The 26,838-nt window shown below is 66.3% G+C and carries 28 protein-coding genes; 13 read left to right on the top strand and 15 right to left on the bottom strand.

Annotation, left to right across the window (positions count from 1 at the left end):
- Positions 1–11 precede the first annotated feature (11 nt).
- The 4 genes from AB0H84_RS01335 to AB0H84_RS01350 all read right to left on the bottom strand — a co-directional run bounded on the left by AB0H84_RS01335 (position 12) and on the right by AB0H84_RS01350 (position 1,910).
- Positions 12–332 carry a hypothetical protein gene (locus AB0H84_RS01335; RefSeq protein ID WP_357596351.1) on the bottom strand — a complete coding sequence of 107 codons (321 nt, stop codon included), beginning with the start codon at positions 330–332 and terminating at the stop codon, positions 12–14.
- Complete coding sequence (locus tag AB0H84_RS01340) at positions 329–610, bottom strand: hypothetical protein (protein WP_357596353.1); 282 nt, start codon at positions 608–610, stop codon at positions 329–331. Before AB0H84_RS01340 ends, AB0H84_RS01335 begins: the two co-directional genes overlap by 4 nt.
- A complete protein-coding gene (locus AB0H84_RS01345; protein WP_357596356.1) occupies positions 610–1,023 on the bottom strand; it encodes a plasmid replication, integration and excision activator in 414 nt (137 codons plus the stop codon). Before AB0H84_RS01345 ends, AB0H84_RS01340 begins: the two co-directional genes overlap by 1 nt.
- A 155-nt stretch (positions 1,024–1,178) precedes the next feature.
- Positions 1,179–1,910 carry a GntR family transcriptional regulator gene (locus AB0H84_RS01350; RefSeq protein ID WP_357596358.1) on the bottom strand — a complete coding sequence of 244 codons (732 nt, stop codon included), beginning with the start codon at positions 1,908–1,910 and terminating at the stop codon, positions 1,179–1,181.
- A gap of 779 nt (positions 1,911–2,689) precedes the next feature.
- Between AB0H84_RS01350 and AB0H84_RS01355 the strand changes: the two genes are divergently transcribed.
- From AB0H84_RS01355 to AB0H84_RS01365, 3 genes are all read left to right on the top strand, one after another.
- Positions 2,690–3,538, top strand: coding sequence for a DUF5919 domain-containing protein (locus AB0H84_RS01355; RefSeq protein WP_357596361.1), 849 nt, complete (start codon positions 2,690–2,692; stop codon positions 3,536–3,538).
- A complete protein-coding gene (locus tag AB0H84_RS01360; RefSeq protein ID WP_357596364.1) occupies positions 3,535–4,326 on the top strand; it encodes an inositol monophosphatase in 792 nt (263 codons plus the stop codon). The genes AB0H84_RS01355 and AB0H84_RS01360 overlap by 4 nt, the downstream gene beginning before the upstream one ends.
- 151 nt (positions 4,327–4,477) lie before the next feature.
- Entirely contained in the window at positions 4,478–4,702 is a 225-nt protein-coding gene (locus tag AB0H84_RS01365) for a hypothetical protein (protein WP_357596366.1), read from the top strand.
- A gap of 481 nt (positions 4,703–5,183) precedes the next feature.
- Here AB0H84_RS01365 and AB0H84_RS01370 read toward each other — a convergent pair whose 3' ends face one another.
- On the bottom strand, positions 5,184–5,393 hold the full coding sequence (locus tag AB0H84_RS01370; RefSeq protein WP_357596369.1) for a hypothetical protein: 210 nt from the start codon (positions 5,391–5,393) through the stop codon (positions 5,184–5,186).
- A 2,293-nt stretch (positions 5,394–7,686) separates the two neighbouring features.
- Between AB0H84_RS01370 and AB0H84_RS01375 the strand changes: the two genes are divergently transcribed.
- Together AB0H84_RS01375 and AB0H84_RS01380 are read left to right on the top strand one after the other, a co-directional pair.
- A complete protein-coding gene (locus AB0H84_RS01375) occupies positions 7,687–8,451 on the top strand; it encodes a DUF5919 domain-containing protein (RefSeq protein WP_357596371.1) in 765 nt (254 codons plus the stop codon).
- A complete protein-coding gene (locus tag AB0H84_RS01380) occupies positions 8,448–8,828 on the top strand; it encodes an inositol monophosphatase family protein (protein ID WP_357596374.1) in 381 nt (126 codons plus the stop codon). The genes AB0H84_RS01375 and AB0H84_RS01380 overlap by 4 nt, the downstream gene beginning before the upstream one ends.
- A gap of 14 nt (positions 8,829–8,842) precedes the next feature.
- Here AB0H84_RS01380 and AB0H84_RS01385 read toward each other — a convergent pair whose 3' ends face one another.
- The gene (locus AB0H84_RS01385) at positions 8,843–9,454 is read right to left on the bottom strand and encodes a transposase (protein ID WP_357596376.1); all 612 of its coding nucleotides are present in this window, start codon (positions 9,452–9,454) and stop codon (positions 8,843–8,845) included.
- Positions 9,379–9,921: a winged helix-turn-helix domain-containing protein gene (locus AB0H84_RS01390; RefSeq protein ID WP_357596379.1), complete on the bottom strand. Its 543-nt coding sequence runs from the start codon at positions 9,919–9,921 to the stop codon at positions 9,379–9,381. The genes AB0H84_RS01385 and AB0H84_RS01390 overlap by 76 nt, the downstream gene beginning before the upstream one ends.
- A gap of 38 nt (positions 9,922–9,959) precedes the next feature.
- On the opposite strand from AB0H84_RS01390, the gene AB0H84_RS01395 reads away from it, so the two are divergent.
- The 3 genes from AB0H84_RS01395 to AB0H84_RS01405 all read left to right on the top strand — a co-directional run bounded on the left by AB0H84_RS01395 (position 9,960) and on the right by AB0H84_RS01405 (position 12,020).
- A complete protein-coding gene (locus AB0H84_RS01395; protein ID WP_357596382.1) occupies positions 9,960–10,562 on the top strand; it encodes an HIT family protein in 603 nt (200 codons plus the stop codon).
- Between the two features lie 168 nt (positions 10,563–10,730).
- Positions 10,731–11,384: a histidine phosphatase family protein gene (locus tag AB0H84_RS01400; RefSeq protein WP_357596385.1), complete on the top strand. Its 654-nt coding sequence runs from the start codon at positions 10,731–10,733 to the stop codon at positions 11,382–11,384.
- Between the two features lie 174 nt (positions 11,385–11,558).
- Positions 11,559–12,020 carry a GNAT family N-acetyltransferase gene (locus AB0H84_RS01405; protein ID WP_357596388.1) on the top strand — a complete coding sequence of 154 codons (462 nt, stop codon included), beginning with the start codon at positions 11,559–11,561 and terminating at the stop codon, positions 12,018–12,020.
- 79 nt (positions 12,021–12,099) lie between these two features.
- Here the strand turns inward: AB0H84_RS01405 and AB0H84_RS01410 are convergent, their stop codons facing one another.
- Entirely contained in the window at positions 12,100–12,423 is a 324-nt protein-coding gene (locus tag AB0H84_RS01410) for a helix-turn-helix transcriptional regulator (protein ID WP_357596391.1), read from the bottom strand.
- Positions 12,424–13,059: 636 nt separating this feature from the next.
- Here AB0H84_RS01410 and AB0H84_RS01415 point away from each other — a divergent pair.
- Together AB0H84_RS01415 and AB0H84_RS01420 are read left to right on the top strand one after the other, a co-directional pair.
- On the top strand, positions 13,060–13,197 hold the full coding sequence (locus AB0H84_RS01415; protein WP_357596394.1) for a hypothetical protein: 138 nt from the start codon (positions 13,060–13,062) through the stop codon (positions 13,195–13,197).
- Between the two features lie 207 nt (positions 13,198–13,404).
- A complete protein-coding gene (locus AB0H84_RS01420) occupies positions 13,405–13,737 on the top strand; it encodes a DUF6247 family protein (protein ID WP_357596397.1) in 333 nt (110 codons plus the stop codon).
- 250 nt (positions 13,738–13,987) lie between these two features.
- On the opposite strand, the gene AB0H84_RS01425 is transcribed toward AB0H84_RS01420, so the two are convergent.
- The 4 genes from AB0H84_RS01425 to AB0H84_RS01440 all read right to left on the bottom strand — a co-directional run bounded on the left by AB0H84_RS01425 (position 13,988) and on the right by AB0H84_RS01440 (position 20,885).
- On the bottom strand, positions 13,988–16,132 hold the full coding sequence (locus AB0H84_RS01425) for a glycoside hydrolase family 3 C-terminal domain-containing protein (RefSeq protein ID WP_357596400.1): 2,145 nt from the start codon (positions 16,130–16,132) through the stop codon (positions 13,988–13,990).
- Positions 16,129–18,528 carry a family 78 glycoside hydrolase catalytic domain gene (locus tag AB0H84_RS01430; RefSeq protein WP_357596403.1) on the bottom strand — a complete coding sequence of 800 codons (2,400 nt, stop codon included), beginning with the start codon at positions 18,526–18,528 and terminating at the stop codon, positions 16,129–16,131. The genes AB0H84_RS01425 and AB0H84_RS01430 overlap by 4 nt, the downstream gene beginning before the upstream one ends.
- 10 nt (positions 18,529–18,538) lie before the next feature.
- Positions 18,539–19,789: an MFS transporter gene (locus AB0H84_RS01435; protein ID WP_357596406.1), complete on the bottom strand. Its 1,251-nt coding sequence runs from the start codon at positions 19,787–19,789 to the stop codon at positions 18,539–18,541.
- 112 nt (positions 19,790–19,901) lie between these two features.
- On the bottom strand, positions 19,902–20,885 hold the full coding sequence (locus AB0H84_RS01440) for a LacI family DNA-binding transcriptional regulator (protein ID WP_357596410.1): 984 nt from the start codon (positions 20,883–20,885) through the stop codon (positions 19,902–19,904).
- Positions 20,886–21,001: 116 nt separating this feature from the next.
- Here AB0H84_RS01440 and AB0H84_RS01445 point away from each other — a divergent pair, with 116 nt between their 5' ends.
- The 3 genes from AB0H84_RS01445 to AB0H84_RS01455 all read left to right on the top strand — a co-directional run bounded on the left by AB0H84_RS01445 (position 21,002) and on the right by AB0H84_RS01455 (position 23,842).
- Entirely contained in the window at positions 21,002–21,949 is a 948-nt protein-coding gene (locus AB0H84_RS01445; protein WP_357596413.1) for an alpha/beta hydrolase fold domain-containing protein, read from the top strand.
- The gene (locus AB0H84_RS01450) at positions 21,950–22,708 is read left to right on the top strand and encodes an SDR family oxidoreductase (RefSeq protein ID WP_357596417.1); all 759 of its coding nucleotides are present in this window, start codon (positions 21,950–21,952) and stop codon (positions 22,706–22,708) included.
- Positions 22,709–23,386: 678 nt separating this feature from the next.
- Positions 23,387–23,842 (top strand): hypothetical protein, encoded by a 456-nt coding sequence (locus AB0H84_RS01455; RefSeq protein WP_357596420.1) that lies wholly within the window; start codon positions 23,387–23,389, stop codon positions 23,840–23,842.
- A 362-nt stretch (positions 23,843–24,204) separates the two neighbouring features.
- On the opposite strand, the gene AB0H84_RS01460 is transcribed toward AB0H84_RS01455, so the two are convergent.
- The 3 genes from AB0H84_RS01460 to AB0H84_RS01470 all read right to left on the bottom strand — a co-directional run bounded on the left by AB0H84_RS01460 (position 24,205) and on the right by AB0H84_RS01470 (position 26,694).
- Entirely contained in the window at positions 24,205–24,744 is a 540-nt protein-coding gene (locus AB0H84_RS01460; protein WP_357596423.1) for a GNAT family N-acetyltransferase, read from the bottom strand.
- Between the two features lie 222 nt (positions 24,745–24,966).
- On the bottom strand, positions 24,967–25,884 hold the full coding sequence (locus AB0H84_RS01465) for a hypothetical protein (RefSeq protein WP_357596426.1): 918 nt from the start codon (positions 25,882–25,884) through the stop codon (positions 24,967–24,969).
- Between the two features lie 3 nt (positions 25,885–25,887).
- Positions 25,888–26,694, bottom strand: a complete 807-nt coding sequence (locus AB0H84_RS01470) for a MerR family DNA-binding transcriptional regulator (RefSeq protein ID WP_357596429.1) — start codon at positions 26,692–26,694, stop codon at positions 25,888–25,890.
- Positions 26,695–26,838: the final 144 nt, after the last annotated feature.

Genomic DNA, 26,838 nt, shown 5'->3' on the forward strand with positions numbered 1-26,838 from the left:
CCTTACACAGCTCAGGCCGCCGCGTGGTTGGTGGCCTGGTCGGACGCCGGTTGCTCGGCGTGCAGCCGCTCGCACTCGGACAGGTAGCGCGCGGCGGCGTTGAAGATCTCGCGAGCAGTGGACAGGTCGGCGTCGGTGACCGCTCCGGCACCGGTGGTCGAGATGTGCACGTGCGCCTCGTGCGAGGTGAACTCCAGGTAAGGGCGTGGGTTGCTGGCCAGCGTTCCCGCGCTGATGCGCAGGCCGGGGGTGTAGAACGAGACGCCCAGATGCGGGTCAGAATCCGGCCGCATCGACATCGTGACGTAGGTGTACGGGCCGAGGTTGCTCACGCTGCCGCCCTCCCCTTGGGAGCCGCCTCACGGCCACCCAGGGCAAGCAAGGAGCGCTCGACCGAACGGGCATAGCGGGCGGCCTCGTGGGCAAGCTGGCGCGCGAACGTCAGGTCGTCCGCGGTCACGGGTCCGCGCGTGGTGACCAGGACGCAGGCGGCTCCGAAGTCGAGCGCCAGCACGGGCTCACGGTGGCCGTAGGGGTGGAGCAGGGTCCGGGCGGTCCGGCCGGTGGTCAGCCGGATCACGCTGGTTCGGGGGGTACGGCGACGGGTCATCAGGCGGCGTCCTTTCCGGCCTTGGCTGTCTGGGCGGTCGGGCGGGGAGCGTGCATCTCGTGGACCTTGATCGAGTAGGCGAGGCGGCCGGCGGCGTTGACGTACGGGGTGACGGACATGCCGTCGAACTCGACCGGCGTGAACGGCAGGCCCGGCATCGGCTGCGGGGGCACCGGCTGGACCGGGGCGAGGATCTTGACCGCGACCGTCTTCTGGGCGGGCTTGAGGGTCGGGTCACCGTCCATGACCGCGACCTGCCAGACCAGCTCTGCGGTCTGCTTGTCGCGTGCCTGCACGAACCGGCCGTTGGACGAGGCGTCGAAGTCCTTGACGGGCTCGACCTCACCAACGATGTAGCAGCCGTGCGGGAAGACCATGGCGAAGGTGACGGGGATGGGACCTTGCAGAGCCATGAGGCTCCTCCTAACAAGTCGTCTTGTCGCTAACTCGTCTTGTCGAGTTGATTTAAAAGTACCCCGCTCCCTCCAACTTGACAACACGAGTTTCCGAGAAGTTTTGAAGGGGCCATCCCGACGATCAGGATGACCCCCTCACGGCACGCTAATGATCACAGCGCGTACGAGTCCTCCAACTCGTGAAGATCGCCGGGAAGTACCAGATCAACAAGGATCACGGGGGTTCCGCCGCCGTTGAAGACGCTCGCAAGCACGCCGAGCACGGGCGCGGACTTGCGCACCTCCAACAGTTTGGCCTCTTCGGCTGAGGGCTGACGTGCACTCAGCCGCTCCACCACATGCTTGAGCTTGATCTCTTTGGTGTCCCACAAATGTTTCCGAATGCCCGCGTCGAGCAGGCCGGAGCCGGCCAGGCTCGTCCCTTCCACCCGGTTGGCCGAATACCAAGTCGTAGCAAGATCAATCGGCCGCTCGGCGTCCCGGAAGAGCACTCGCCGCCGCACCATCAACGTCCCTTCGGGCACGTCCAGGAGCTTGGCCACGTTCGCCGGAGCGGGGTACATGCCCACGTCCACGAGCATGGCGTTCTCGTCGGTCTCGGCGCGATCGAGTACGGCTCGTGCTGGATGGGTGCTCTCTTCCTCGTTGGCGGCCGGGGCGGCTTTGACGAAGGAGCCCTTGCCGTGCTCGCGTTCGATGACCCCCCGGAGCTGGAGGACCTGAAGTGCGCGGACCACAGTCGGGCGACTCACATGGAACTCACGGATGAGCTGTGATTCTGATGGGAGCATCGAGCCCGGAGGATAGGTGCCGTCCGCGATTCTCTGGCGGAGCGCCTGCACGATCTGAGCGTACTTAGGAGGCGCGAACTCTTCGGATGACATGACGACCGCCCAACAACTCGACTTGTCGTTAAGTCTAGCTGCCGATTCTCGTCATGTCTCCCCCAAGGTTGGGAGGTTTGTCCGAGCTGGCGAGGGCTGACCGCCTGCGCGACCACAGCCAACCCCCGCCAACCCCCGACGCGGAACGGTGGGACACCCGGAGTCCACCTCCACGCCCGGCTATCGGGCATGCCCACCGAGAAGCGCGCGCCACACGTTCTCGGCTTCCCCGACTGGCCACCGGTAGGTCTCACAGACCTCCGGATCGTTCTCCCGCTGAAGCGTCCGGCGAATGAAGGCCACGCCGCCGCTGTGGCACAGCTCATACACCGTGGCGCGGCAATGACAGGTCCAGGCGACCACCCTAGGCGGCGGCTCGTTCATGCATGGCGGACGCCACACGAGCCGCATGTGATCAGGCTGCGCCAGCGGCACGTGCGGGCTTAGACATCCGGAGATCACGATCACGACGTCACCCGCCCGGTACCCGCACAGCGCCAGCAGTCGGCGCGGTGCCGACTGTCGGACGCTTCGTTGTCGGCATCCTGAGCCGCCACCACATGGCGACGTAGGCTCACGTACTTCCAGCCCCGGCCAGAGCAGGAATCGCACAGCGCAGCAGTCATGCACCGAGGATTGCCCGAGGCCCTGTCACGTCTCGACCCCGCGCCAGTCCCCTCTGTGATCATGCCGTCTCGGAATGTCTCGTCTTTGTCTCCTCTCCAAGCGTTGCCGCAGTTACCCTGGGTCACAGCGGCCTCAGCCCCAAGGAGCGGATCATGGCGGAGCAGATCCTGTTGAAGGCGCTCCTACAGGAACGCCACTGGCAGACCTACGGCACCTTCCGCAAGGAGTACGACAAGGCCGCCAAGAAGGTGGACCCCGCCTTGCAGGGCGGCGCTCCCAGCCGTGCCCAGCTCCACCGCTGGCTCAGTGGCGAGATCAAAGGCTTGCCGTACTCCGACCACTGCCGCGTACTGGAGGCCATGTTCCCCGGCAAGACCGCCAAGGAGTTGTTCTCGACCAACAACGGCACCGACGTTCCGCCTCCCCGACGAGAATCAGATCCGGCGAGCATCGCCATGCCCGGGATGGCCGACGTGACCGCCGTATTCAGCAGCCGGGCCGCATTCTCTTCCGCTTATCCCGCGCCTGCGCTGTTCGACCGCGCCACCGACATCAAGGCCGCCGGCCTATCGCTGAACGCGATCTGCCAAAGCTACCCCGACCACCAGCTCAAGCGCCTCTTGGAGTCCGGCACCCACATCAAATGCCTCTTCCTCGATCCCAAAGGACTGGCCATCCAGGCACGCGAGATTGAGGAGGAGCACGTACCCGGCACCCTGACCACCCTGACCGCACTCAACATCGGCGTCATGACCCGGCTGCGCGACCGGCTCGACCCCGAAGCCGCCGAGCGGCTCGAACTACGCACCTACGACGAGACCATCCGCTTCAACATCCTGATCGTGGACAACGCGCGCTGCATCGTGCAGCCCTACCTCCCGCAAGCCCGAGGCGTTGACTCACCTACCCTCGTGATCAACGACAACACCGCCGCAGACGGCCTCTTCCCTGTCTTCGACCAGGTGTTCACCTCGTTGTGGGAGCGGAGCAAATCTGTATGACCCTGGACACCCGGACCCTACTTCCCATCGCCCACCACGCCGCCAACCTCGCCGCCGACATCATCCGCACCAAGGCCCCTGGCATCATCACCACCAAGGGTGACCGGGACATGGCCACTGAGGTTGACTACGCCGTCGAGCACGCCGTACGTGACTTCCTCAGCCGAGAAACACCCGAGATCGGCTTTCTCGGCGAAGAGGAAGGCGTCAGCAGCCCCGGAGACGGCCTGATGTGGGCACTCGACCCCCTGGACGGCACCGCCAACTTCCTGCACGGCATCCCCCTCTGCGGCGTCTCACTCGGCCTGGTCGACGCCGAAACTGCCCGACTGGGCGTCATCGACTTCCCATTCCTCGATCTCCGGTACGGCGCAGCCGAAGGCGCCGGCGCCACTGCCAATGACCGGCCCATCCAGGTGAGCGAGACACGCGACCTCAGGGCCGCGATCGTGGCCATGGGCGACTACGCCGTCGGATCCGATGCTTCCGAACGCAACCGGCCTCGCCTCGCACTCACCCAAGAACTCGCCGCCCGCGTTCAACGGGTCCGGATGTTCGGGTCCGCCGCTGTCGATCTCGCATGGGTCGCCGATGGCCGCATCGACGCCAACATCATGCTCAGCAACCAGCCATGGGACACCGCCGCAGGCGTCACCATCGCCCGCGAAGCCGGAGCCACCGTCGTTGACCTCGACGGCAGCCCGCACACCATAGCCGCACAGGCCACCATCGCCGCCAACCCACACCTCATCGCCGATCTCGTCAACCTCACCACGCACACGCAGTAGCACCGTGCGCACTGCCGAATTGTTCTTTTGAGGATCAAGGCGGCGGCGCGGCGCGCCGCCGCGCCCGCGCGGTCCTCCCCGCGCTGCGCATGCGGCCTGGGGGCCGTTCTCGCGCGGGGAACCGCGCGGGCGCTTGCTCTACGATCACCCCATGATCGGACGGACCATCTTCCTCGTATTAGGCACCCTCATCCTCCTGTTTGGCGGATTCGTTGGCTTGTGGGGCCAATCTGCCCACGAGGCAGGAACCCCAATTGCGCTGGTCGGCGTAGGCTTCATGCTCGGTGCCATTGCCATGGCGCTGACCGAACTCCGGAAACAACAGCAGCCTCCGGCGGGGGCGCTCCGGCTCCGGGATGATCGCCGTGCTGAGTAACGGGGCCGTAGATGGCCGAGGTGGAAGCTGATCATCCCGTCTGCCATCGACCCGGGGCAAGCCGAGCAGACCAGGGCCACGGGTCAAGGGTCGTTCGTCCAGTCGGGCGCTCCACCCTTGACCCGTGGCCCTGGCCCGCTTCCCCTTCGGACGGGTCGACGGCAGACGGGATGATCAGGGCGCAGAGTGCGCGCGTCGCGCGAGAAACACCAGGCCGCAGGCTGATCGCCGTGCAATTAGCGTGCAATCAGACAGGGTGACGAGGGGTCAACCACGGTCACTCACGACCGGGTTTCCGCCCAGCTCAGAGCGCACACGTGCTGCGATCCGTGCAGTTCCCAAGCTGACAGCGCGGGTTCGATTCCCGTCACCCGCTCTCAGTGTGAAAGCCCAGGTAGACCGATGGATTCGGTACCTGGGCTTCGTGGTTCCTAGGGCTGATGATCTCTGCGTGCCATTAGCGTGCCATTAGGGCTTATGGTCACCCGGCGGGAATCAGCAGGCCAGGCGGGTCGTCCCCGTCATCGTCGCGTGCCCGTTCGTGCCCGATCAGGTGCTTGTCGATGGCGTCGATGATCAGCTTGTCGGCTCCCCGGACGGCGTGCTGATAGATCATCGCGGCGCGGACGTTGTCGTGCCCCATGCGTACCATGAGGTCCTTGAGGCCAGCGCCCGAATCCGCCGCGATCATGTTCCCGCATGACGAAGATCGTGGAAGTGCAGGCCCGGCACGCCGATCGCCCGTACGGCCTCCATCCAGCCGGAGAGCTTGTTGCACCCGCTCCGGCGCATAGGACTGCCCTTGATCCCAGTGAAGACCAGCGCTCCTACACGTAGAGCCGCAGGTGTTCCTTCAGGGCGGGAATGATCGAGACATAGCCAGCACACTGCCGAATAGCTCTTGTAGGTATCAAGGGCGGCGCGCGCATGCCCGCACGCTGCGCGTGCGGCCTAGGGGCAGTTCTCGCGCGCGACGCGCGCGGGCCGCTACGCGCGATCGCCAGACTGACCCTGAACCATGTGCGGATAATACCCGTAGTGCTTCTGTCGCCACCGCTCCAAGAAGCCCACCCCCATGAAGAGCGTTCCCAAGCCTGCTCCGCCCAACAGGCAAACCAACCACGACCTAAAGATCAGCGCATGGCCAGCTCCCGCCGCGGCGCTGATCAGGACGATAGCCGCAAGAACACAGGTCCATATTGGCCACATGATGAGCCCGAGCCGCACAGGGTGGGCCGCTGAGAATCGCGGTCCAGGGCCTGGAGGTTCTCCGCCGCCTAAGAACTTATCCAATCGCCAGATCCAGTCAGCAAAGGAGCTCGTCACTCGCATAGGGGTCCTTCCACGACTCCGGCGTGCCCTCCGGCTCCGGGACGATATCCAGGCCTCGGCTGGCTGGGGCAGACGGCCGTGGCGGCTAGGCTAACGATCTTGATCGTCTCTGCTCTGCCTACTCCGCCTGATCAACCAGGCAGCGAGAATCCCCGTGATGATGAAGCTCAATGCCAGGGTGACATAGGCGCCGGTCTTGTGTGGGCCAACCTCGTACGGACTTTCGCCGTGTGCTCGGGCGAGAGCGAGCAGTTCGAAGGTCGCACCCACGACCAGGATCTGTAGAAAGGCGAAGCCAGCAAGCACACGGGGAGGAGACACGCAGCGATTATCGCTTATCTTTCCTTCCGGCCCCAAGACCAGCCTCCGGCGGGGTTACTCCGGCTCCAGGGTGATCGCCAAGGTTCAAGGCCAGGGTTCGTAGGTGGTTGACGTGGAAGCCTGATCATCCCGCCCGCCGTCGCCCCGGGCAAAGCCAAGCAGACCAAGGCCACGGGGCCAAGGTCGTTCCTCCAGTCGGGGCTGCACATTTGTCCCCGTGGGTCTAGGGTTCCTGCCGTCGTCGCCGAGCTATGGGTGGCCGTCGTACCAACATAGGTAGACGATCGCGCTGTGGCTTGTCGCCATACGGGGTTGAGGGCGATCGAAGGTCTGGGACTTCGTTCCTCAGCCCCAGCCCAGCGGACTGCGATGCCTTGCCGCCGACGAGTGAGCCGGGGCATCTCATGACCGCTCAGCGATCAGCAGAGCCCACCTGGCTCCCGGCGGCGCCTTCACCACCAACTGGCGGGACTTTGCTTTATGCCTGGGATAACCGCTGACCTTCACCACGTTGAAACCGGTCGAGCACTGTCGGGGGAATGATGAAGAGCCGATCGAGAGCTCTAGCCGCCCGACCGCTCCGACGCAGTCGACGGCCACCTGGTAGTTGTTTCCTACTTTCACTGACGTCCGCCATTCGCCATCCTTCTCGCCGACGTGGTGCAGAATTATCTGTTGCTTCACCACTTCGGTCAGATCAGTTAAGGATGACCTCGGGCTTGTTGCTCGTGAGCCGGAAAGTTTAGCTGGCGCGCTCGTATCAGCAACACTGTGCATCGAGCAGCCTGGCACAAGCGTTGCGGCCAAGACTATTGCCGCGAATCTATGCATCTGTTCTTTTCGGATTGCGCCCACTAGATGATCGTAGACCCATAAACTCTGCCCCCAGCTTGGATGCGCCGCAAGCGGAGGTGCATACCGCCGACCACGCCTAGCATGATCAGTACACAGAAGAGGCAGGTGTCTTGATTACGTGCCAGATCCGTGCCAGAACAGGCGGGGAACCGCGCTCACCCACGGGGACTCGCGGTCACTCGACATGCCCTGACCTGGACCCATGTTTTCCCAGCTCGGCGCGGCAAGATCAGTAGCCGGTTCCCAAGCTGACAGCGCGGGTTCGATTCCCGTCACCCGCTCTCACTGTGAAAGCCCAGGTAGACCGGTGGATTCGGTGCCTGGGCTTTGATCTTATGGGGGCCGGATTTCGCTCGCGTGCCAGATTCGTGCCAGATCAGTTGATCTTGCGGGCCCTTACAGGCCATTAGCCGACCAGCCCGAGCGCCCCCGCTTCGCAGTCGCCCCCCTATGGCCCCCAGCCCGAGGCACGGATCATGACTGACCAGCAGATCCTGTTGAAGAAGCTCCTCACGCAACGCCACTGGCAGACATACAGCACGTTCTGTAAGGAGTACGACAAGGCGGCCAAGAAGGTGGACCCTTCGCTACAGGGCGGATGGCCGCTGTTCTCCACCGCGAATTCCGTCGAGCACGAGTTAAGAACCCAGCCAGCGCCAGCCAGAGGCGCCGGCCCCACGACCGAGATCGGCGCCCTGCCGCACATGGCGGATGTGACCGCCGTCTTCAGCAGCCGCTCCGCCTTCTCCTCCACCTATCCCGCATCGGCCCTACTCGACAGGGCCAAGGAGATCAATGCCGCGGGCCTGTCACTCAACATGCTCTGCCAGAACTACCCCGATCACCAGCTCAGGCGTCTACTCGAGTCGGGCACGCGAATCCGCTGCCTCTTCCTCGATCCCAACGGCCAAGCGATCCGTGCCCGCGAAGCAGAAGAGGGCCATATAGAGAACACGCTGACGACTCTTACCGCGCTCAACATCAGCGTGCTGACCAGACTGCGCGACCGGCTCGATCCTGCATCAGCCCAGCGCCTCGAACTCCACGTCTACGACGAGACGATCCGGTTCAACATCCTGATCGTGGACCGAGCGCTCTGCGTCGTGCAGCCCTACCTCCCGCAGGCCCGGGGAGTCGACTCCCCCACGCTTGTGATCAGAGACAACACCGCCGCCGAAGGCTTGTTCCCCGTCTTCGACCAGGTCTTCACCGAGATGTGGGAGCGGAGCAAGCACGTATGACCATCGATGGCCGGACCCTCCTCCCGATCACAGAGCGTGCCGTCTCCATAGCCAGCGAGATCATTCATACGAGGGCACCTGGCGTGGTCACCGCCAAGGGTGACCGGGACATGGTGACCGAGGTTGACCTTGCCGTCGAGCATGCCGTTCGCGAATTCCTCTCGCGAGAGACCCCGAAGATCGGATTCCTGAGGGAAGAGGAAGGGATCAGCCGTACGGGAGACGGGTTGATGTGGTCACTCGACCCGCTCGATGGGACCGCCAACTTCACCCACGGCATCCCGCTTTGCGGGACCTCGCTCGGGCTGTTCGACCGCGACCGGGCGGTCTTGGGGGTGATCGACCTGCCGTTCATGGGTCTCTGCTACACAGGTTGAATTCGTAGAGTTGGTCATAGGTTTGCCGGGGCGTCGATGGAGAGCCCTGTCTGGGCCAGGCAGCCGGCGAGCAGATGAGGCCGGTACTGGATCTTCTTCAGCTTGCGTTTGACGATCCGAACGAGTCCAGGCAGGTCGGCGACGGCGAAGTTGGCCAGTGCCCGGCGAAGTAGAGACCAGACGCCCTCGACGGGGTTCAACTCGGGCGCGTAAGCCGGTAACTGGACGATGCGCAGCCAATCGGCGTGCTGAGCGGCGAACTCGACGAGCTGGCCGGCCAGGTGCACGTTCAGGTTGTCCCAGCACCAGACCAGTGGCGCGTCCAGGTGCTGGTGGACGGCCACGATCAGGTCCCGGTAGTCCATCCAGGAGAACGACTTGGGCGCGCCCTTGCGGCCGCGGTAGATATGCAGCCGGTAGAACAGGTGCGGCCGCTCACCGTCCCGGTAGGCCACAACACCGGCCATGTTGACTCTGCCGGAGCCCTTGCCGCGTACTGTCACCACCGGCCTGTCCCCGACCGGCGCCCAGGTGCGTCCTTTCGGTGGCCTCAGCCCTTGTCCGGCCTCGTCCTCGAAACACACGTAGGCGCCCAGGTCCGCCGCGGTGCTTTTACCACCGGCCACACCTGCTCTTTCCAGGCGGCGATGGCCTCTTCATCCCGCTCCAAGGCCCGCCGCGCCGGGACCTGGACCGACCAGCCGTGGCGATGCAGCAGCTTGCCCACGCCCTCGATGGTGTAGCCGATGTGGAACAGCCGGCCGATCAGCGTCTTGACCCGTGCCAGGGTCCAGCACTGGTTCTCGTCGTATCCCCAGGCCAGCGGGCCGCGCCGCAGCTCGGACTCCAGCCGCTCCCACTGCTGGGCCGACAGCTTCTCCTTCGACACCGGCCCCTTGGACAGCAGTGCATGCGTCCCGCCCTCGCGCCAGGACTTGCGCCAGCGGGTCACCGACCGCTCGTGGACCCGTAACCGTGCGGCGACCGTCTTGATCGATTCTCCGGCCTCGAACCACTCGGCCGCCTGCAGCCGTAGACGCTCGCGCCGCTCCTGCTCTGCGGGCGTGTACCCGCCCCTTTGCCCGTACCGCATACCACGGTCGTATCGCACCGAGCGCTATCCGTCACGACTTGAAGACACTAGGCATTCAACCTGTGTACTCCGCGGCCGAGGGGGCCGGCGCGACGGTCAACGGGGAAGCGATCGGCGCGAGCCGAACCGAGACCATGCACTGCTGCATTGTTTTATGGGGTGCTCAATTCCGTTGTTCTTCAGCGGATTGGGGCTCCAGAATCGGCCATATGAGCGAGTGCCCCTTCTGCCTCATCGGCGCAGGTGCTGTAGACCGTGACCTTGTCGCATACCGCACGGAAAACGTGTTCGTCATCCCGGTGCCCTGGCAACGAGCCAAGAATATGGGGCACTGCCTCGTTCTCCCAAGAGAGCACGTGACCGACCTGTATAGCGCCGACCGCAACCTCATCACTGAACTTTTCGATGTCGTCGCCCGCGTATCAGCAGCAGCGCCCAAGGCGTTCGGTGCGTCCGGTAGCACGATTCAGCAGAACAACACCATCCCGGACCAAGTGCTTCACCATCTCCACGTACATGTGATCCCACGTTCAATCGGCGACGCCTTCAAACAGCCGGACATCACAACCAAGAGCGAAATCCCATACGCCGCCCGGGTCGAGCAGGCCGCCGCTCTCCGTGCAGCACTCAGCGGCCTGTAGTACTTGCTGAATTGTTCTTGTAGGTATCAAGCGGCGGCGCGGCGCGCCGCCGTACTCAGTGCCCTCGCCGACTTCAGCGCCGCGCCGCCGCCAGAATCCATGCTCCGTCGCCGTCCAGTTCGTCATGATCGCAGGCGTTGGCTGACGACCTCTGGCATGATCCGCCACATGCGAACTCGGCTCTTCTTCGTGCGCCACGGGGACTCCCTCCACAAGAGAGAAGGCGTGATAGGCGGACCGAAAGGATGCCGCGGCCTCACCGACATCGGACGCGGACAGGCCGCGCTACTCGGCCAGCAGATCACCGCTGAAATCGGAAGCGACAAGACGACGATCTACTCCTCGCCTCTGCCACGGGCCGTGGAAACAGCTGCGGTGATCTCAACGGCCAGCGGCCTACCCTCCTCGCAAGACTGCGGGCTCTGCACATGGCACACGCCGCCCGAGGCAGACGGACTCACCCACGCGGAATTCTCTCAGCGCCTCGACATCGAAGGCGGCGGCATCTACCGACCCTTCCAGCAAGGCAACGAGACCTGGGCCGAGATGGTGACACGCACCAGCCGCACCATCACCGACCTCGCCCACCGCCACCGCGGCGAAACCATCATCCTCGTCGGCCATGCCGAGACGGTCGAGATCTCCTTCAACGCGCTCGGACTACTACCGGTCTATCGACCCTTCGACCTGGAGGTGTCCCCCGCCTCGATAACAGAATGGGTCACCGACCAGGACCCCACACAGTGGCCACCCCCGAGATGGACACTGATGCGATTCAACGAAACCCCAGCCTCCGGAGGGGACACGCCGGCTCCGGGATGATCGCCGCGCGGGGGTCCCAGGGCCGCATGTGGCTGAGGTGGAATCCTGATCATCCCGCCAACCATCGACCCGGGACAAGCCGAGCAGACCAGGGCCACGGGATGATCAGAGGCGGCGCGCGTCGCGGTCACGACGAGTAAGACGGGTCGCGGGTCGATCGATAAGGTCGAGTTCATGAGCGTCGAGATTGAGATCGTGCGCGAGGCGAGTAACGATGTCGTGGCCGCGCTCGGCCAACTGTTGCCGCAGTTGTCGACAACTGCGAAAGCACTTGATCGTGAGGCCGTGGGCCGGCTGCTGACCTTCGAAGCGAACACGGTGCTGGTGGCTCGCGTGCAAGGGCGGATCGTAGGCACCTTGACGCTGGTGATCTTTCCCCTGCCTTCCGGGCTTCGTGCGCGTGTCGAGGACGTTGTAGTGGACAAGGCTGCTCGTGGACAAGGCATCGCGGCGGCACTAACTGACGAAGCCCTCGCGCTGGCGAGAAAGTCAGGCGTCCGCACGGTCGACCTCACATCGCGGCCATCTAGGGAGGCGGCAAACCGCCTGTATGAGCGCGCCGGGTTCCAACGACGGGAGTCGATCGTCTACCGGTTCACGCTGGATGGGCAGAAGGTGAACGCTGGAGTGCCCTGATCGCCGGGCCATTAGGAGGGGTGACAAGGGGGCAACCACGGTCACTCAGGACCGGCTTTCTGCCCAGCTCAGCGCCTCATCAGGCCGTGATCGATGCAGTTCCCAAGCTGACAGCGCGGGTTCGATTCCCGTCACCCGCTCTCACCATGAAAAGCCAGGTCAGGAATGGCTCCATCATGGGGATGGTCGGCATGGTCCCCCCTGCCTCGAACCGGGCCACCGCTGGCTGTTTCAGCCCGGTGCGCTCCGCCAGTTCAGCTTGGGTCAGCCCCAGTTGCTCACGCCGCAGCCTCACGGTCTCACCCAGTTCGAACCGGATCTTGGCCGCCTCGTAGGCTACTCCGGCACCGGGACGACTCAGTATTTCGGACTTCCTGTCGGCCCAAGTCCTGCGCTCGCTCACTCCGCTCGCTCCCCATCAGTGGTGTGCACCTCAGTGATACACCGCTGTATGGTCCGCCACGCACGATCGATCTCAGCGGTCTCGCGCATCCGCTGCTTGCGGAACAACGTGTTCCCGGCGTGACGCAGATCATGTGAGTGCAGGCCAGGCATGCCCATGTCCCTGACCACGTCCACCCAGCTTGTATGCGTGTTCACCGATGCGCCCGCAACGGTCCGCCCTTCGATCCGGGGAAGAGCAGCGCCCCGGCTCGATGCCGACGTAGGTGCTCAGGTGCTCTGGAAGCGCGGGATGATCGCTTGCGGGATGCCGACCCGCGCCCGTCCCACCTCCACGGTCAACCGGCCGCCCTGACCTGCCTCGGCTTTCCCAGCTCAGGACCGCGTAGCCGGTCCCCACCGACAGCGCGGGATTCGGTTTCCGTCGCCCGCTCCAGACTCGAAGGCCCAAATCAGGAGTCGAATCCTCACCCGGACCTTGATCATTTAGGCGAGCTTGTCGATCCTACGTCGTGAGCGTTCTCAGAAGCGGCGCATACTGGAGGGAATGAAGTCAGCAAGCGGCGAGTCACGCCCTCACCTGTCCACAAGTCCCTTCAAACCTCCGCCACCCGCCCCGCCTGCCGAGCGGTTCAGCGTGAACGACCAGGTGACCCACGACCGGTATGGCCTTGGTGTCGTCATCGGCGTAGAAGACGAGGTCGCCGTGGTCGTCGATTTCGGATCACGGCAGGAACGAATCACGACACCATTCAACAAGCTGTACAAACTCTGAGATCACCGCACCGCGGGGAGGCACACAGCGTTGCGCCTCTCAAGCGGACGATCACGAACTGACCGGGGCGGGTCTGACCAGCCAGGGTCCCGACGAGCAGCCGCGCGAACGGCTCTGAACAGGGGCTTGGCAGGCCCAGCTCTCGTGGGTGCGTGAAGGATGTCACCCTTCCTCTGTAGTCTCTAGAGGACAAGGAAGGAAGCGGGCATGACCGCACAGCCGCAGGATTTCATCTCCGTCGGCTCGCCTCTGCCTGAGAAGAACCTGCGGGCCATCCGTGCCGCGCTGATCGTCCCGGAAGATCGCGAAGCTTTCGACGCCGGGCTCAAGGCCGTGCTCGACGAGGTCAGGGTGAGCCTGGATCTTGGGGCGCTGAACGCTTTCGTGCACCGCTGGTGGATCTCCGCGTGTGACACCGCAAAGGATCCCGAGGGGCGCCGTCAGATGCACGTCCGCGCCCAGCAGGCTCTTGCCGGCGCACCCGTTCCTCAGGGGAGGCCGTGGCGGGAGATCCTTGCTGCTCGTGGGATCGATGTCTAGGTGTTCAAGCTCATCATCGATCCCGTGGCCGAGGATAGAGGCCATCCCGCCGATTCGCAGCTCGGCGGATCGTCACGGCCACGATGCTGACCATCGCGGCCCTGACCTTCGCCTTCTCCTTCGGCAACGTGTGGTCACTAGGGCTGAGACTCGGCGTTGCCCCCTGGCTGGCGCCGTTGATCGGGCCTGCGGTGGAATCACATGGCAAGGCCGCGTCACGGCCCGCCATGTGATCGTCCATATGCCCCTATCAGCTGCCCTGTCGGCTGAGTTCGATCATCTCCTGAACCGTCTCGGCCGGAATTTGCACGCCCATCGGGCTGATGAACTGGTACATCGGCAGTGACTCGATCATGCGCAGCATGTCGGCGTGCTCGGCCGCCTGCGCCTGCTGCTCCGGAGTCATCGTCGCCGCGATGTGCCCCATGAGCATCGGCCCGACGACCGGGTGCGCGAACCAGTCACCGACGCTGGAGTCCAGGCTCAGCTGCTTGAGGATCACCTCCCCGGCGAGCTCGACGGTCTCCTCCGCGACGATCCGCGAGGCGTTCTCGCCGATCTGGATCGCGTACGAGCCGGGCGCGACCAGCCAGCGGCCTTCGGCGACGTCCCAGTAGGCGAAGGCACGAGTGTCGAGGTCGAAGGTGACGGTCGTGGCCTGGCCGGGTTCGAGCGCGACCTTGGTGAAGGCCCTTAGCTCCCGGACCGGGCGGCGGACAGGTCCCGCCTGGGTGGAGATGTAGAGCTGGACGACGTGCTTGCCGTACCGCCCACCGGTGTTGGCGACCTTCACCGAAGCGTGAGCGGTCGAGGAGCCGGTGACCTCCACCGTCAGGTCGCTGACGGCGAAGGCGGTGTAGGCGAGCCCGTGGCCGAACGGATAGCGGACCGGCCTGTCCACCGTCTCGTGGTAGCGGTAGCCGACCATGACGCCTTCGCCGTAGCGGACGACGTCCTGCTCGCCGGGGAAGTTCAGGTACGACGGGGTGTCCTGCAGACGCAGTGGGATCGTCTCGGCCAGCCGCCCGGACGGACTGACCACACCGAACAGCAGGTCGGCCAGGGCGCCGCCGCCGGCCTGGCCGAGCAGCCAGCCTTCCAGGATGGCGTCGACCTCGTCATGCCAGCCCTCCAGGGAGACGACACCGCCGTTGGAGAGCACCACGACAGTATGGCGGGCCACGGAGGCGGTGGCGCGGATGAGCTCGACCTGCTCGCCGGGCAGCTCGATGGTGCCCCGGTCGTACCCTTCCGATTCGTCCAGGTCTGCCAGTCCGGCGAATACGATCGCCAGGTCTGCGCCCTCCGGGTCGGTCGTGACGGTCCGGTCTCCGGCCAGCTTGCGGATCTCCTCCAGGGGAATGTCGACCCGGGTGGGGTTGACGTGGGAGCTGCCCCCGCCCTGGAAGCGCGGCTCGGTGGCGAAGGGCCCGACGACGGCAATGGTGCGCGCATCGGGGCCGATCGGGAGCACGGCGTCGGTGTTCTTCAGCAGCACGGCGCAGTCGGCGGCCAGTTCGCGGGCGAGGGCATGGTGGGCGTCGGCGTCGAACTCCGCCGGCGCGGGCCGCCAGCGGCCCACCATCTCCCGGACGCGGGCGACGCTGCGGTCCACGTCGGCCTCGTCGAGCTGTCCATCAAGTACGGCCTGCACGATCTGGGCGTCGTTGCCGGGATTGCCGGGCATCTCCAGGTCGAGCCCGGCCTTCAAGGCGGCGACCCGGTTGTTGACCGCGCCCCAGTCGGAGACGATGACTCCGTCGAAACCCCACTCCTCGCGCAGCACCCGGGTGAGCAGCCACGGATGCTGGGAGGCGTAGACCCCGTTCACCTTGTTGTAGGCGGCCATCACCGTGGCGGGCCGGGCCTGCTTGACCACGCGTTCGAAGGCGGGCAGGTAGATTTCCCGCAGGGTGCGCTCGTCGATCTCGGCGCTGACCCGCATCCGGCCGGTCTCCTGGTTGTTGGCCGCGAAGTGCTTGACCGACGCGCCCACCCCCTCGGACTGCAACGCCTTGACATGCGCGGTGGCCAGCACGCCGGTCAGCAGTGGGTCCTCGGAGTAGTACTCGAAGTTGCGCCCGCACAATGGTGACCGTTTGATGTTCACCCCCGGTCCCAAGCTCACCTGCACATCCAGCGCCCGGGCCTCACGTGCGACGGCCGCGGCCAGCCGACCGGCGACGGCGGGGTCCCAGCTGGAGCCGACCGCGACCGCGGGCGGAAAACAGGTCGCCGGGAGGCTGTCGTGGATGCCTACGTGGTCTGCTTCGCCGGTCTGCCTGCGCACGCCGTGCGGGCCGTCGCTGAGCACCGCCGAGGGGATCTCGCCGACCGGTTTGGTGCTCCAGAAGTCGCGGCCGGACAGCAGGGACGCCTTCTGTTCAAGATTCACTGGATGGCTGCCTTCAGGTCGTCGGCCAGTTCCTGGGACGGGCCGGGGATGAACTCCAGGACGGTGTTCAGGGAGAACGCCGCCGCCTCCGGCGCGTCGCCGTCGAGGGGGATGCCGGGGAAATGCTTGGCGAACACCTCGGTGAGGGCCTGCCACACCTTCGGATCGGCCGCGAGCGTCTTGAGTGAGGTGTCCATCGTGTACGGCTCGCGCTCGCCGTACCCCTCGGGCAGCTCGTAGCTCCAGGCGTGCTCGCCGGGCTGGACTTCGATGGTCTCGCCGGTGTACGGCAGGCGGACGGTCGCCTCGACGGGCACGTCCACCTCCAGCCTGACCTGGCGCTCCTCGACCCGCCACGCGATGCGGACGTCACCGGGCACGGTCCAGTGGGTGAGCGTGGCGTGGGTGAGGCCGCCCCCGGGCTGCGGGGCGATGAGCACTTTGCGGTAGCCCGGTTGCAGCGGCGCCAACCCGCCGATCGTCTTGTGCAGCCAGTCGGTCACCGCGCCCAGGGCGTAGTGGTTGAGCGAGGACATGCCGCTGGGCTTGAGCGTGCCGTCGGGCGCGATCGCGTCCCAGCGTTCCCAGATCGTGGTCGCACCCATGATCACCGGGTAGAGGAAGCTCGGGCAGCCTGTCTCCATCAGCATCAGGTAGGCCTCCTCCAGGTGCCCGGTGCGGCTGAGCGCGGGCAGCATCAGCGGGGTTCCGGCGAACCCGGTGGAGATCTTGTACCCGGCCTTGGCGACCAGCTCAGCCAGCCGCCTGCCCGCCCTGGCCTCCTGGTCGGGATCGAGCAGGTCGAAGCAGATGGCCAGGGCGTAGGCGGTGGCGGTCTCACCGGCGATCCGGCCGTTCGCGGTGACGTATTCGGAACGGAAGGCTTGCCGTACCTTGTCGGCCAGCGTCCGGAAGCGGGCGGCGTCTTCGGTGCCGAGCAGTTCCGCCGTGTCGGCCATTTCCCGGGTGGTCTTGGCCAGGTAGGCGGCGGCCACCAGGTGCCGGTCGGTTTTGCCTCCGGCCGGGTTGTCGCCGGGGGCGTCGGGGTCGAGCCAGTCGCCGAACTGGAAGCCGCTGCTCCACAGTCCGTCGGCATCCAGCCTGCCCTCCACGTCGCGGATGAAGGCGGCCATGGAGTCGTAGCTGCGGCGCAGGATCTCGGCGTCGCCGTACTCCTGGTAAAGCACCCAGGGCAGGCTGACCGCCACATCGCTCCACAGCGCGGTGGGGGCGGAGGGATTGGACAGCACGTCGGGCACCACCCACGGCACGAACCCCTTCTCCTGCTGCTCGGCGGCCAGATCCGCCAGCCAGGAACCCAGGACGGCCCGCACGTCGTACAGGAAGGCCGCGGTGGGCGCGAAGGCGTTGATGTCGCCGGTCCAACCCAGCCGCTCGTCGCGCTGCGGGCAGTCGGTGGGCACGCCGACGAAGTTGCCGCGCATCGACCAGACGGTGTTGGCGTGCAGCCGGTTCAGCCGTTCGTCCGAGGTCTCCAGCCAGCCGGTGCGGCGCATGTCGCTGTGCACCACCACGGCCTTGACCTCGTCGAAAGGCCCGTCGATCTCGACGTAGCGGAAGCCGTGGAAGGTGAACCGCGGCTCCCATGTGACCGTGCCGCCCGCGTGGATGTAGCGGTCGGTGGCTTTGACCGTGCGTAGCGTCTCGACGTTCAGTTCGCCGTCGTTGAGGAGTTCGGCGTGCCGGATCGTGATGGTCTGACCGGCCTCGCCGGTGGTGGTGAGCTTGATCCAGCCGGTGAGGTTCTGCCCGAAGTCGACGATCTTCCCGGTGATGCTCACGGGCGCGATCTCCTCGATGCGCCGGATCGGGTCGGCGACCATCGGAACCAGCGCCTCGGGATTCCAGTCGAACGGCTCCACCGCGGACCAGTCGCCGGTGAAACCCGGTTCGCTCCAGCCGTACGGCTCACGCCGGGCGTCGTAGGTTTCGCCGTCGAACAGGCCGTTGGCGACGATGGCCCCGGTCCCCGCGCTCCAGCTTCCGTCGGATTCCACGACGACGGTCTGCTCGCCGAAGGTCATCTCCAGGCGCATGAACAGCGCGGGCCGGTCGGTGTAGTGCTTGCTCTTGCCCTCGTAACCGATCCGCCCGGCCGCCCACCCGTCACCCACGATCGCGCCCAGCGCGTTCGCGCCGGGTTTGACCAGGGTGGTCACGTCGTGGGTGCTGACCTGGAGCCGGTGCCGGTAGGAGGTCCAGCCGGGGGCCAGGACCTCGTCACCGAGCCGGATGCCGTTCAGGTACGGCTCGACGATGCCGAGTCCGGTCACCTCCAGGAGGGCCCGGTCGGGCTGCCGGTCGGCGGTGAACTCACCCCGGAAATAGGGCGCCGGACCAGCGGGTTCGAGCGGGAACGACGGTGCCACGAACATGTGGGACTCCTTAGCGGACTGACTTGATGCGCAGGACGACCAGGCCGCCCATCAGGGTGCAGGCGGCGGCCACCAGATAGAGCAGGGTGTAGTTCTTCTCCGCGCCGCCGGCGGTCAGGAACAGCGGGGCGATGAAGGGGGCGGCCGACTGCGGGATGGAGGTGGCGAAGCCGAACACGCCCAGGTAGCGGCCGGCATTGGTCTCCCGCTCCGGCAGCACGTCCAAGGCCAGCGCCTGATCCACGGCCGAGAACATGCCCAGGCCGACCGAGCAGATGATCGAGCCGGTGAACAGCGGCGGCACGCTCGACGACAGCGCCATGGTCACGGTGCCCAGCGCGTAGACGGCTCCGGCGGTCAGGACGAAGACGCGTCGGCGGCGCAGTCGGTCGGACAGGAATCCGCCGCCCATCGCGCCCGCGGCGGTGGCCAGCACGCCGAGCCCAGCGACCGCGGCGAGCGTTCCGGCCACCTCTTCGACCTTCACGCCCAGGCGGGAGGCGAAGAAGAAGGCGGTGAAGGTGGTGTTGAGGGTCAACCCGAAGTAGAACGCGAACCGCCCCGCCCAGTTGAGGGAGAAGTCTCGATATTTCCGGACGGACCACGTGTACATGGCCAGCAGCGACCTCACCGTCAGCGGCTCTGCCGCGGGCAGGTCGCGGCTGTCGGCCTCGTCGACCAGCCAGACGAAGAGCACGATGGTGAGCACGCCGACCGCGCCGGGCACGAGGAAGAGCAGGAGGGCGTCGCCCGCCAGCCCTCCGGCCATCACGACGCCGATGACCGGCGCGACCAGTGTCGCGAACCCGCCGAGCCCGGCGACCTTGCCGCGCTGCTCTTCCGGAAGCCGGTCTGCCTGGGAGGTGAGCAGGTTGCCGAAGGATTGGCCCCACCCGAACTGGGCCAGTACCCAGCCCAGGCCGAGCACCGGGATGTTCGGTGCCAGGGCCATGACGAGCAGGGAGACGACACCGAGCAGCATGCCGCCGAGGATGAACGGGCGGCGGCGGCCGAACCGGGTGCGGGTGCGGTCGCTGAGCGCGCCGAGCAGGGGTCCCGCGACGAGAGGCACCAGGCCGCCCACGCCGGTGATGTAGCCGAGGTACTCCTCGTGTCCGGGAGCGAGTTCGCCGACCCGGATCGACAGGGAGATGCCTACGGGCGTGATGAACGCCAGGAAGACGCCGAACTGGGCCAGGACCATCAGGCCGATGTAGCGGGAGCCCACCGTGGGCAGGGTGGGCGTTGCTGGTGTGCTCATGGAGACCCCGCAGGTCGAGGAGGGGGGAGGGTGTGTCGTGGATGTTAACCACGCGCTACTTACACGTGCAAGTAGGGTCGAGGTCACGTTTCGCTCGGGTTGCCTCTTCTCGTTAGGCGGAGTCGCGTTCGACGACGCGGATGAGGTCGGATGGCAGCGATCCCAGCTCGGGATCTTCGTTGTTCAGTGCCTTGATCAGCGCTTTGGCGATGCGCTCACCGATCGCGCCGCTGTCCTGCGCGACTGTCGTCAGCGCGGGAACGGCGAAGCGGGCCGCGGGAATGTCGTCCACGCCGATCACTGGCAGGCTCACGCCAAGCGCCCGCATCCCGGCCAGCACAGCCAGGGCGACCTCGTCGTTGTAGGCGCACACGGCGGTCGCAGTATTCTGCCAGCTCGCCACCGCCGAGGCCGCCGACTCGGTATCCAGCGTGATCGTGCGGACCACCGGCTCCTGCAGGCCGGCTTCGCCGCACGCCTGCATCGCGCCCTCGGCGCGACCCCGCCCCAACACCTCCAGCCGGGGGTCGTCGGGCAGGACGTAGGCCAGACGCCTGTGCCCCTTGCCGATCAGATACTGGGCCTGCAACCTGCCGACACCATTGATCCACAAGGTGCTGCCCACGTCGTAGCCGGGCTGCTCGACAGGAGGCAGGACGGCCGGGATGCGCACTCGCCTCATGCCCTCCAGCTCTGCGGCGGTGAAGGGCCGCATGCCGAAGACGGCGGCCGGGCTGAGGGCGCTCCACAACTGCGCCAGCCCGTCGTCATGACCCGCGTGCACGTGCGTGATGAGGGTCAGCCCGGCTTGGCCCAGAACCTGTGCCGCCCGGTCGACCAGCGCCGCCATGGTCGGTCCCTGCGGCCAATCAGGCAGGACGAACAGCGCCACGTCGCTCCGCCCGCTGCGCAGTGTGCGGGCCGGCGCGTAGGGCGTATAGCCCAGCTTGTCCGCGGCCCGCAGGACACGCTGCCGGGTCGCCTCGGGGATGGACTGGCCGGGCGTGTTGTTCAGCACGAAGCTGACGGTGGCCCGCGACAGGCCCGCTTCCCGCGCCACGTCCACGCTCGTAATCCTGCGCTTCTTGTCCGCCACGCTGCCCTCGTCGCCGTTGCCTGCCTGCAGCAGAGATGTTAACGTCTGCGAACTCCCAAGTTACACGTGAAAGTGGCCACGTGTACGTCGTCTACTGTCACGTGTAAGTAGGTGCGATGCCGAGCCGGACATATGACCTTCTCCTCGCGATGTTCCGCGAGTTCCGCGAGAACGGTAAGGACGTCACCCTCGACGAGGAACGCTTGGGCGCCGAGGCTGTCGGAGATCTCTACCAGGATGTCCCGGGCATCACCGATGAGGTGCACCCCTTCGGGCGGTTGCTGAGCCCTGCCGAGCCCCGCGACGACCTGGTCATCCTCTTCATCCACGGTGGCGGCTTCCGCATCGGCACCGCGAAGAACGGCCGGCAGGCCGGAGTGCACCTGGCGGCGAGCACCGGCGCCCGCGTGCTGTTGCCGGACTACCGGCTCGCGCCCGAGCATCCCTACCCGGCCGCGCTTGACGACTGCGAAGCGGCCTACCTCGACGCCCTCGACAGGTGGCCGGAGGCCAGGATCGTGGTGGGCGGGGAGTCTGCTGGAGCGAATCTGGCCGCGGCGCTCCTGCTCCGACGCCGCGACGCCGCCGACACCCGGGCCGCCGCAGGGTTCCTCTATTGCGGCGTCTTCGACCTGCGGCTGGAGAACTACGCTCGTGGCTCCTGGCAGGCCAACGCCGACACCGACCTGATCATCAAGCCGTCAAGCGGACCGATCATGTCGGCCGACTACCTTGCCGGACGCCCTCCGACCGACGGCTACGCCTCCCCGGCCCTGGCCGACCTCACCGGGCTACCTCCCCTGTTCATCCAGGCATCCGGCGCCGAACTGCTCCTCGACGACTCCCTCGCCCTGGCCGTCCAGGCGGCGCGGGCCGGAGTCGAGGTGGAGCTGGAGGTCTGGCCACACATGCAGCACGTCTGGCACCTGGCCACGGGATTCCTGCCCGAGGCCACCGAGGCCGTGGACCGCACGGTCGCGTTCATCCAGCGGGTCGCCGAAGGGCGGGTGGTCGACGGAGTCGCCCTGTCCGGCGGTCCCGCATCATTCGAGGAGGTCATGTAAGTGGAACGGCTGACTGATCGGCGCATCCTGATCACCGGCGCCGGGTCCGGCATCGCCCGGGCGACGACGTTGAGACTGCTCGCAGAGGGCGCGCGCGTGGTCGCCGCCGATATCTCGGCGGCCGCCCTGAACGAGACAGCCGAACTGGCCGGAAACGACCGCCTCACCGTATCCACCGTGGACATCTCCTCGGAGGACTCGGTGAACTCCCTGGTCAGCGAGGCTGCTGCCGAGCTCGGCGGGCTTGACGCCCTGATCAACGCGGCGGCCATCCTGCGCGGCGCACACACCCACGAATGCTCGCTTGAGCTGTGGAACCGCGTCATCGGGACCAACCTGACCGGCACCTTCCTGATGACCCGGGCGGCCCTGCCGTACCTGCTGGAGAGCGGCAGAGGAGTGGTGGTCAACTTCAGCTCCACCGCGGCCTTCTTCGCCCACCCGTTCATGGCGGCCTACTCAGCCAGCAAGGGCGGCATCTTCTCCTTCACCCACAGCATCGCCTCCGAGTACGGCAAGCGGGGGCTACGCGCGGTGAATGTCGTTCCCGGCGGCATCAGCAGCGGGATCACCGACAACATCGGTCACCTTGTACCCGAGGACACCGACTGGGACCTGTTCCTCAAGCTCACCCCGGCGCTGCCGGGAGGCATTCCTGGGCCGGAGAAGGTCGCCGGAGTTGTGGCGATGCTCGTCTCCGACGACGGCTCGTTCATCACCGGCACCGAGATCCGCGTGGACGGCGGCGCTCACCAGTGACGCTCGCTCCAGCGTAGGGGTGGCGGTGATGGGTTGCGGCTGGCTGTTGGGTCGTCAACATCTGCACACCCGCTCCGGTGTATCGCCAACGCCCTAATGGTGCTTCCAGGATGGTGTGCCCATCGGGTGGATGGGTGGCCCATACCGGTCATGAGCTCCCGTAGGGCCGCGCTGGATTGGGCCGCGAGGGTGTTTTCGTGTGGCGAAGGTCATGTAAGTGAAATCCGTCGAGCTTCGCTTCTCGAGCGCCGCAGTCCGGTCGAGGAGAGCGCGTCCCGTGGTCATGAGGACGAGATCGCCAGCAGCGGCCCGGTGAAGATGACCCACGAGCACGCCAGCCAGCCATCAGCACGGCGGCCACCATGTCCCCCCGTGCCGCAGGCCTGCCCGCCCTTGGCTCCAGGGAACATGAGCGAGTCAGGGCCATCCTGTATCCATGCGCTCCTCGAGGATCGAGACGATGCTCGGTCGCACGAAACCGCTCATCCCGAGTGGAGTCGACTTTGCCCTCCGTGGCCATCTTTCGCGGCGCCTGCTCGGCCTCCGCCCGGGCGAGGAAGATCTCCGGATGTGATGACAACTTCGACAAGACGAAGTTGGCGAATCACTTTGAGAGCGTCAGCCGTTCAGGGAGGGCAGAACAGGAGATTGTCGTACAAGGTGGCTACGGTTCGGGGCGTGACGTATCCCGAGGTCATCCCGATTTCATATGAGCCCGACTATCACACCGACCACATCGGCCAGTGGCGCGACGGCCAGTTCCTTGGCGGGGTCGTAGCCGCCTTCCGGGAGGGTTACTCAAGGACTGAGGATTGGTTGTCCCATAAGCGGTGGTATGCCGTGCTTCACCGCTTCAGCCCTGATGGCAGCTACCTTGACTCGCGCATCGAGTGCACCGGAGCCGACGACAGGCACAGGGAGTCGGTAGATGCCGCGGACCGGCGACTGAGCGAATGGCTCGCCGAACTCCCCGACGTCGAGTTCGGCGACATCGCCATCCGCCCATTTCGGCTGCAGTTCGACGGCGTGGTCTTCGGCCTCGTCCTGGAAAATTACGAAGGCGACGAGTACGCAGAGCTCTATCCCGATAACATCGCCTTCTATCCACCCTGGGACGGCTCCTACGACACCTGAGCGTCCTACAGCGAGTACGAATCCTCAGGCTCATGGAGATCGCCTCGATGAGGCGGGCGGCGTGCTCGCGGCGCGCTGAGTTGTCGGCGGTGGCGTCGAGGGAATCGGCCAGGCTCGGCGTGCGGGCTGGGGCCGGTCCCGGACAGCGGCGGGACACCGGGCCGGGCGCCGAACGCCGTCCCGTCGCACTGACCGTACGCACAGACCGTACGCGCCGACCACAGTCGCCGCGCCGCCCAACACATGCGCTCCTCACGATCGCCACTGCGCGGTTGGCCGCCGTACGTGCTTGGGGGCGATCGACGGTCCGTGGCTTCGTTCGTCAGCCCCGGCCCACGGGGTTTCGTGGCTGATCTGTCTGTTCAGCCCGGCAGGTTCGCCGCGTAGATCCAATCGAGGCCGTCTTCTCCGCTTTCGTCGAGGTGTTCGGCCCGGGACAGGCCAGCATGGACGGCCACGCGTTGGGAGGCGACGTTGGCTGGCCTGACGCGGGCGATCAGCGGCAGGTCGGGGACGGATGTGGATGCCCACGTGGTGACCGCGGTCGCGGCCTCACTGGCGTAGCCGTGGCCCCATGCTGAGACGGCGAAGCGGTAGAAGAGGTTGAGGATCTTCATACCGTGCAGTTCCATAGGCTTGATTCCGCAGAAACCCAGTTGTTGAGCACTACCGTGGCGTCGGACGACCCAGTACCCGTATCCACAGCTCTGCCATTGGTTGTTCCAGCGTATATAGAGCTGTTCTGCCTCCCCGAGCTCGGCGAGCGCGTCAGATGGATTATGCAGGCTGGTCCGGGGATCATTGTGAATCGCGAAGATCGCGGCAATATCGGCTTCAGTCGGGGGCCGCAGCACCAGCCGGGCGGTCCTCAGCGCTACGCCTGTCGGGCTCAAGTCGCTCACGAGCACATCGTAGAGCTCAGCACTGCAGGCACCGTTGACGGCAGCAGCACCGAGCAACGGCTGATGATCTCCCGCTCCAAGCGGACGGCGCGGGTTCGGTTCCCGCCACCCGCTCTCATCGTGAAAGCCCGGGTAGACCGATGGATTCGATGCCAGGGCTTTGAGTGCAGAGCTTTCTCTACGTGGCCAGAAGGGTCCAGCATCGCCCGCGTATACCCCCAGCTAGCAGAGCACGGTAGCCAATTCCTCGTATGTCGGGGCAAGCTGCCGCAGCGTCTCAGCGGCGGACGTCGTGAGCCCGGCTACGAGGTCGTACTGGAGGCTACCCACCAGCCGCGCCTGTCGGGTGGCCACGGCGGCGGCCTGGTCGTGGCCCAGGTTGGCGAAGGAGGTCGCGGCGTCCGTGAGCCGTCGAGCACCGACCTGGATCGCGAAGTGGACGAGGTGACCGTGCACCTTGGGATCCAGCCCGCCGGTAATCATGTCGGCGAGCCGGTTGACCCCGTCGGCGCCCCCCAGCGTGCCCGGTGGCACCGGGAGGTCATCGCGTCCGCGCAGCCAGGCGACCGCACCGGGCAGGGCCGTGTGCAGCGCCGCCTCGGCGGTGACCTCTCGGACCCGCTGGAACTCACTGCGCATGGTGTAGGGCGTGGTTCGGTAAGCGATGGTGTCGGCGCGCCACGCGGCGAGGAAATCCCCGGTCGGCAGGGTCACGTAGGGGTGTCCGTGTGGGTCGTGGAACCGGATGAGCTTGTCGTCGGCTTCCAGCACCGTGACGAAATGGTCCGCCTCGATCGGCCCACTCATCCCGGGCACGTGATACAGCAGGCCCAGCTCCACGGGCCCCGCCAGGATCGGGCCGGCCTTGACCGCGTCGCGCAGCATCGCAAGGGCTTGCTCATCGTCGTCGGCGCCCTGGCGTCGGCAGGTCCAACCCAGCAGCGCGATCGCGTCATCGAGGCCCCGATCAGGGTCCCAGCCGTACGGGTCGAACAGCGGCAGCCGCTCGGCCAGCAACTCGAAGCCGAACGGCGAACCGGTCAGCACCTCGATCACCGACGGCGAGGGCGCAGCGGAACCGAGCAGCATCGCCAGTGAGTTGGCGTAGCAGTAGTGCCCGGAACCAATGTAGGGATGCATCGCTCAACCTTCTTCACTAGGCATGACGGGATAGGTGACGTCGAGGACCGCGCCATCGCTGCCGGGCCAGACCTCGACCGGGCTGCCGACGCAGACCAGCCGATGCGCGTCGATCCAGGCTTCCAACACGCCGTAGACGTGCAAGATCATGGGGAAGTCGGCGTCCGCCTTGGCGACCGGCAGTACGGCATCGGTGCCGGCCGGCGAAAGTCTGACCCGCAGATCGTCGACGGGTTCCACCGAGCCGGTGAACGGCACCGCGACCTCCACTGGCCCGTCGCTGTCCCGGGTCACGAATCCGTGGAAGTGCACCAAGGTCGGTCCGTCGTCGGACAATCCGACAGCCCGCAACCGGGCACGGATGTGCTCCTGTGCGTCGGCTATGAAAGCCTCCAGCTCGTCGATGTGGACCCGTCGCTCCCGGCACAGCAGTTTGCGTTGCGGCCGACTTCGGAGGGTCGGGGTACCGGTGGTTGCACGGCTCGTGTAATCGAGTGCCTCCACCAGCTCACGCCGCTGCTGGAGCTCGATCTCCTGAGCGGCCAGCCAGGCGCGCAGCTCGGCTTGGCGGGCTTGCGAGTCGAGGGGAAGCAGCGCGGCTATGCGGGCCAGTGGCAGGTCCAGCATGCGCAACCATCCGATCAGCCGACCGAGTGGGATCTGGTCGCGGTGATAGCGGCGATACCCGCTGCCGGGGTCGGTGTAGACCGGCACCAGCAGGCCCTGCGCGGCGTAGAGCCGCAGCGCCTTCGGCGACAGCCGAGTGGCAGCACCGAACTCGCCAGGCAGCATGAGGTCCGCGTCGTTCACCCGCCCAGCTTGGACCACGCCCCTGGGGCGAGGTCAAAGCCGCGCAGCCACCGGCTTCCATACAGCCGGCATGACGAAAGCCGGCGACAGCGGTCGCCGCGGGCCTGGGCATGGCGGGTGATCGCTGATACGCTCTCCACCAAC

This window comes from Nonomuraea sp. NPDC050786 (assembly GCF_040654115.1).
Classification (GTDB): domain Bacteria; phylum Actinomycetota; class Actinomycetes; order Streptosporangiales; family Streptosporangiaceae; genus Nonomuraea.

Bases quoted from the DNA above. Each gene is read 5' to 3' on its own strand.
- AB0H84_RS01340 (WP_357596353.1), bottom strand. From the start codon at position 610: ATGACCCGTCGCCGTACCCCCCGAACCAGCGTGATCCGGCTGACCACC.
- AB0H84_RS01345 (WP_357596356.1), bottom strand. From the start codon at position 1,023: ATGGCTCTGCAAGGTCCCATCCCCGTCACCTTCGCCATGGTCTTCCCG.
- AB0H84_RS01350 (WP_357596358.1), bottom strand. From the start codon at position 1,910: ATGTCATCCGAAGAGTTCGCGCCTCCTAAGTACGCTCAGATCGTGCAG.
- AB0H84_RS01355 (WP_357596361.1), top strand. From the start codon at position 2,690: ATGGCGGAGCAGATCCTGTTGAAGGCGCTCCTACAGGAACGCCACTGG.
- AB0H84_RS01360 (WP_357596364.1), top strand. From the start codon at position 3,535: ATGACCCTGGACACCCGGACCCTACTTCCCATCGCCCACCACGCCGCC.
- AB0H84_RS01365 (WP_357596366.1), top strand. From the start codon at position 4,478: ATGATCGGACGGACCATCTTCCTCGTATTAGGCACCCTCATCCTCCTG.
- AB0H84_RS01370 (WP_357596369.1), bottom strand. From the start codon at position 5,393: ATGATCGCGGCGGATTCGGGCGCTGGCCTCAAGGACCTCATGGTACGC.
- AB0H84_RS01375 (WP_357596371.1), top strand. From the start codon at position 7,687: ATGACTGACCAGCAGATCCTGTTGAAGAAGCTCCTCACGCAACGCCAC.
- AB0H84_RS01380 (WP_357596374.1), top strand. From the start codon at position 8,448: ATGACCATCGATGGCCGGACCCTCCTCCCGATCACAGAGCGTGCCGTC.
- AB0H84_RS01390 (WP_357596379.1), bottom strand. From the start codon at position 9,921: ATGCGGTACGGGCAAAGGGGCGGGTACACGCCCGCAGAGCAGGAGCGG.
- AB0H84_RS01400 (WP_357596385.1), top strand. From the start codon at position 10,731: ATGCGAACTCGGCTCTTCTTCGTGCGCCACGGGGACTCCCTCCACAAG.
- AB0H84_RS01405 (WP_357596388.1), top strand. From the start codon at position 11,559: ATGAGCGTCGAGATTGAGATCGTGCGCGAGGCGAGTAACGATGTCGTG.
- AB0H84_RS01420 (WP_357596397.1), top strand. From the start codon at position 13,405: ATGACCGCACAGCCGCAGGATTTCATCTCCGTCGGCTCGCCTCTGCCT.
- AB0H84_RS01430 (WP_357596403.1), bottom strand. From the start codon at position 18,528: ATGTTCGTGGCACCGTCGTTCCCGCTCGAACCCGCTGGTCCGGCGCCC.
- AB0H84_RS01435 (WP_357596406.1), bottom strand. From the start codon at position 19,789: ATGAGCACACCAGCAACGCCCACCCTGCCCACGGTGGGCTCCCGCTAC.
- AB0H84_RS01445 (WP_357596413.1), top strand. From the start codon at position 21,002: ATGCCGAGCCGGACATATGACCTTCTCCTCGCGATGTTCCGCGAGTTC.
- AB0H84_RS01465 (WP_357596426.1), bottom strand. From the start codon at position 25,884: ATGCATCCCTACATTGGTTCCGGGCACTACTGCTACGCCAACTCACTG.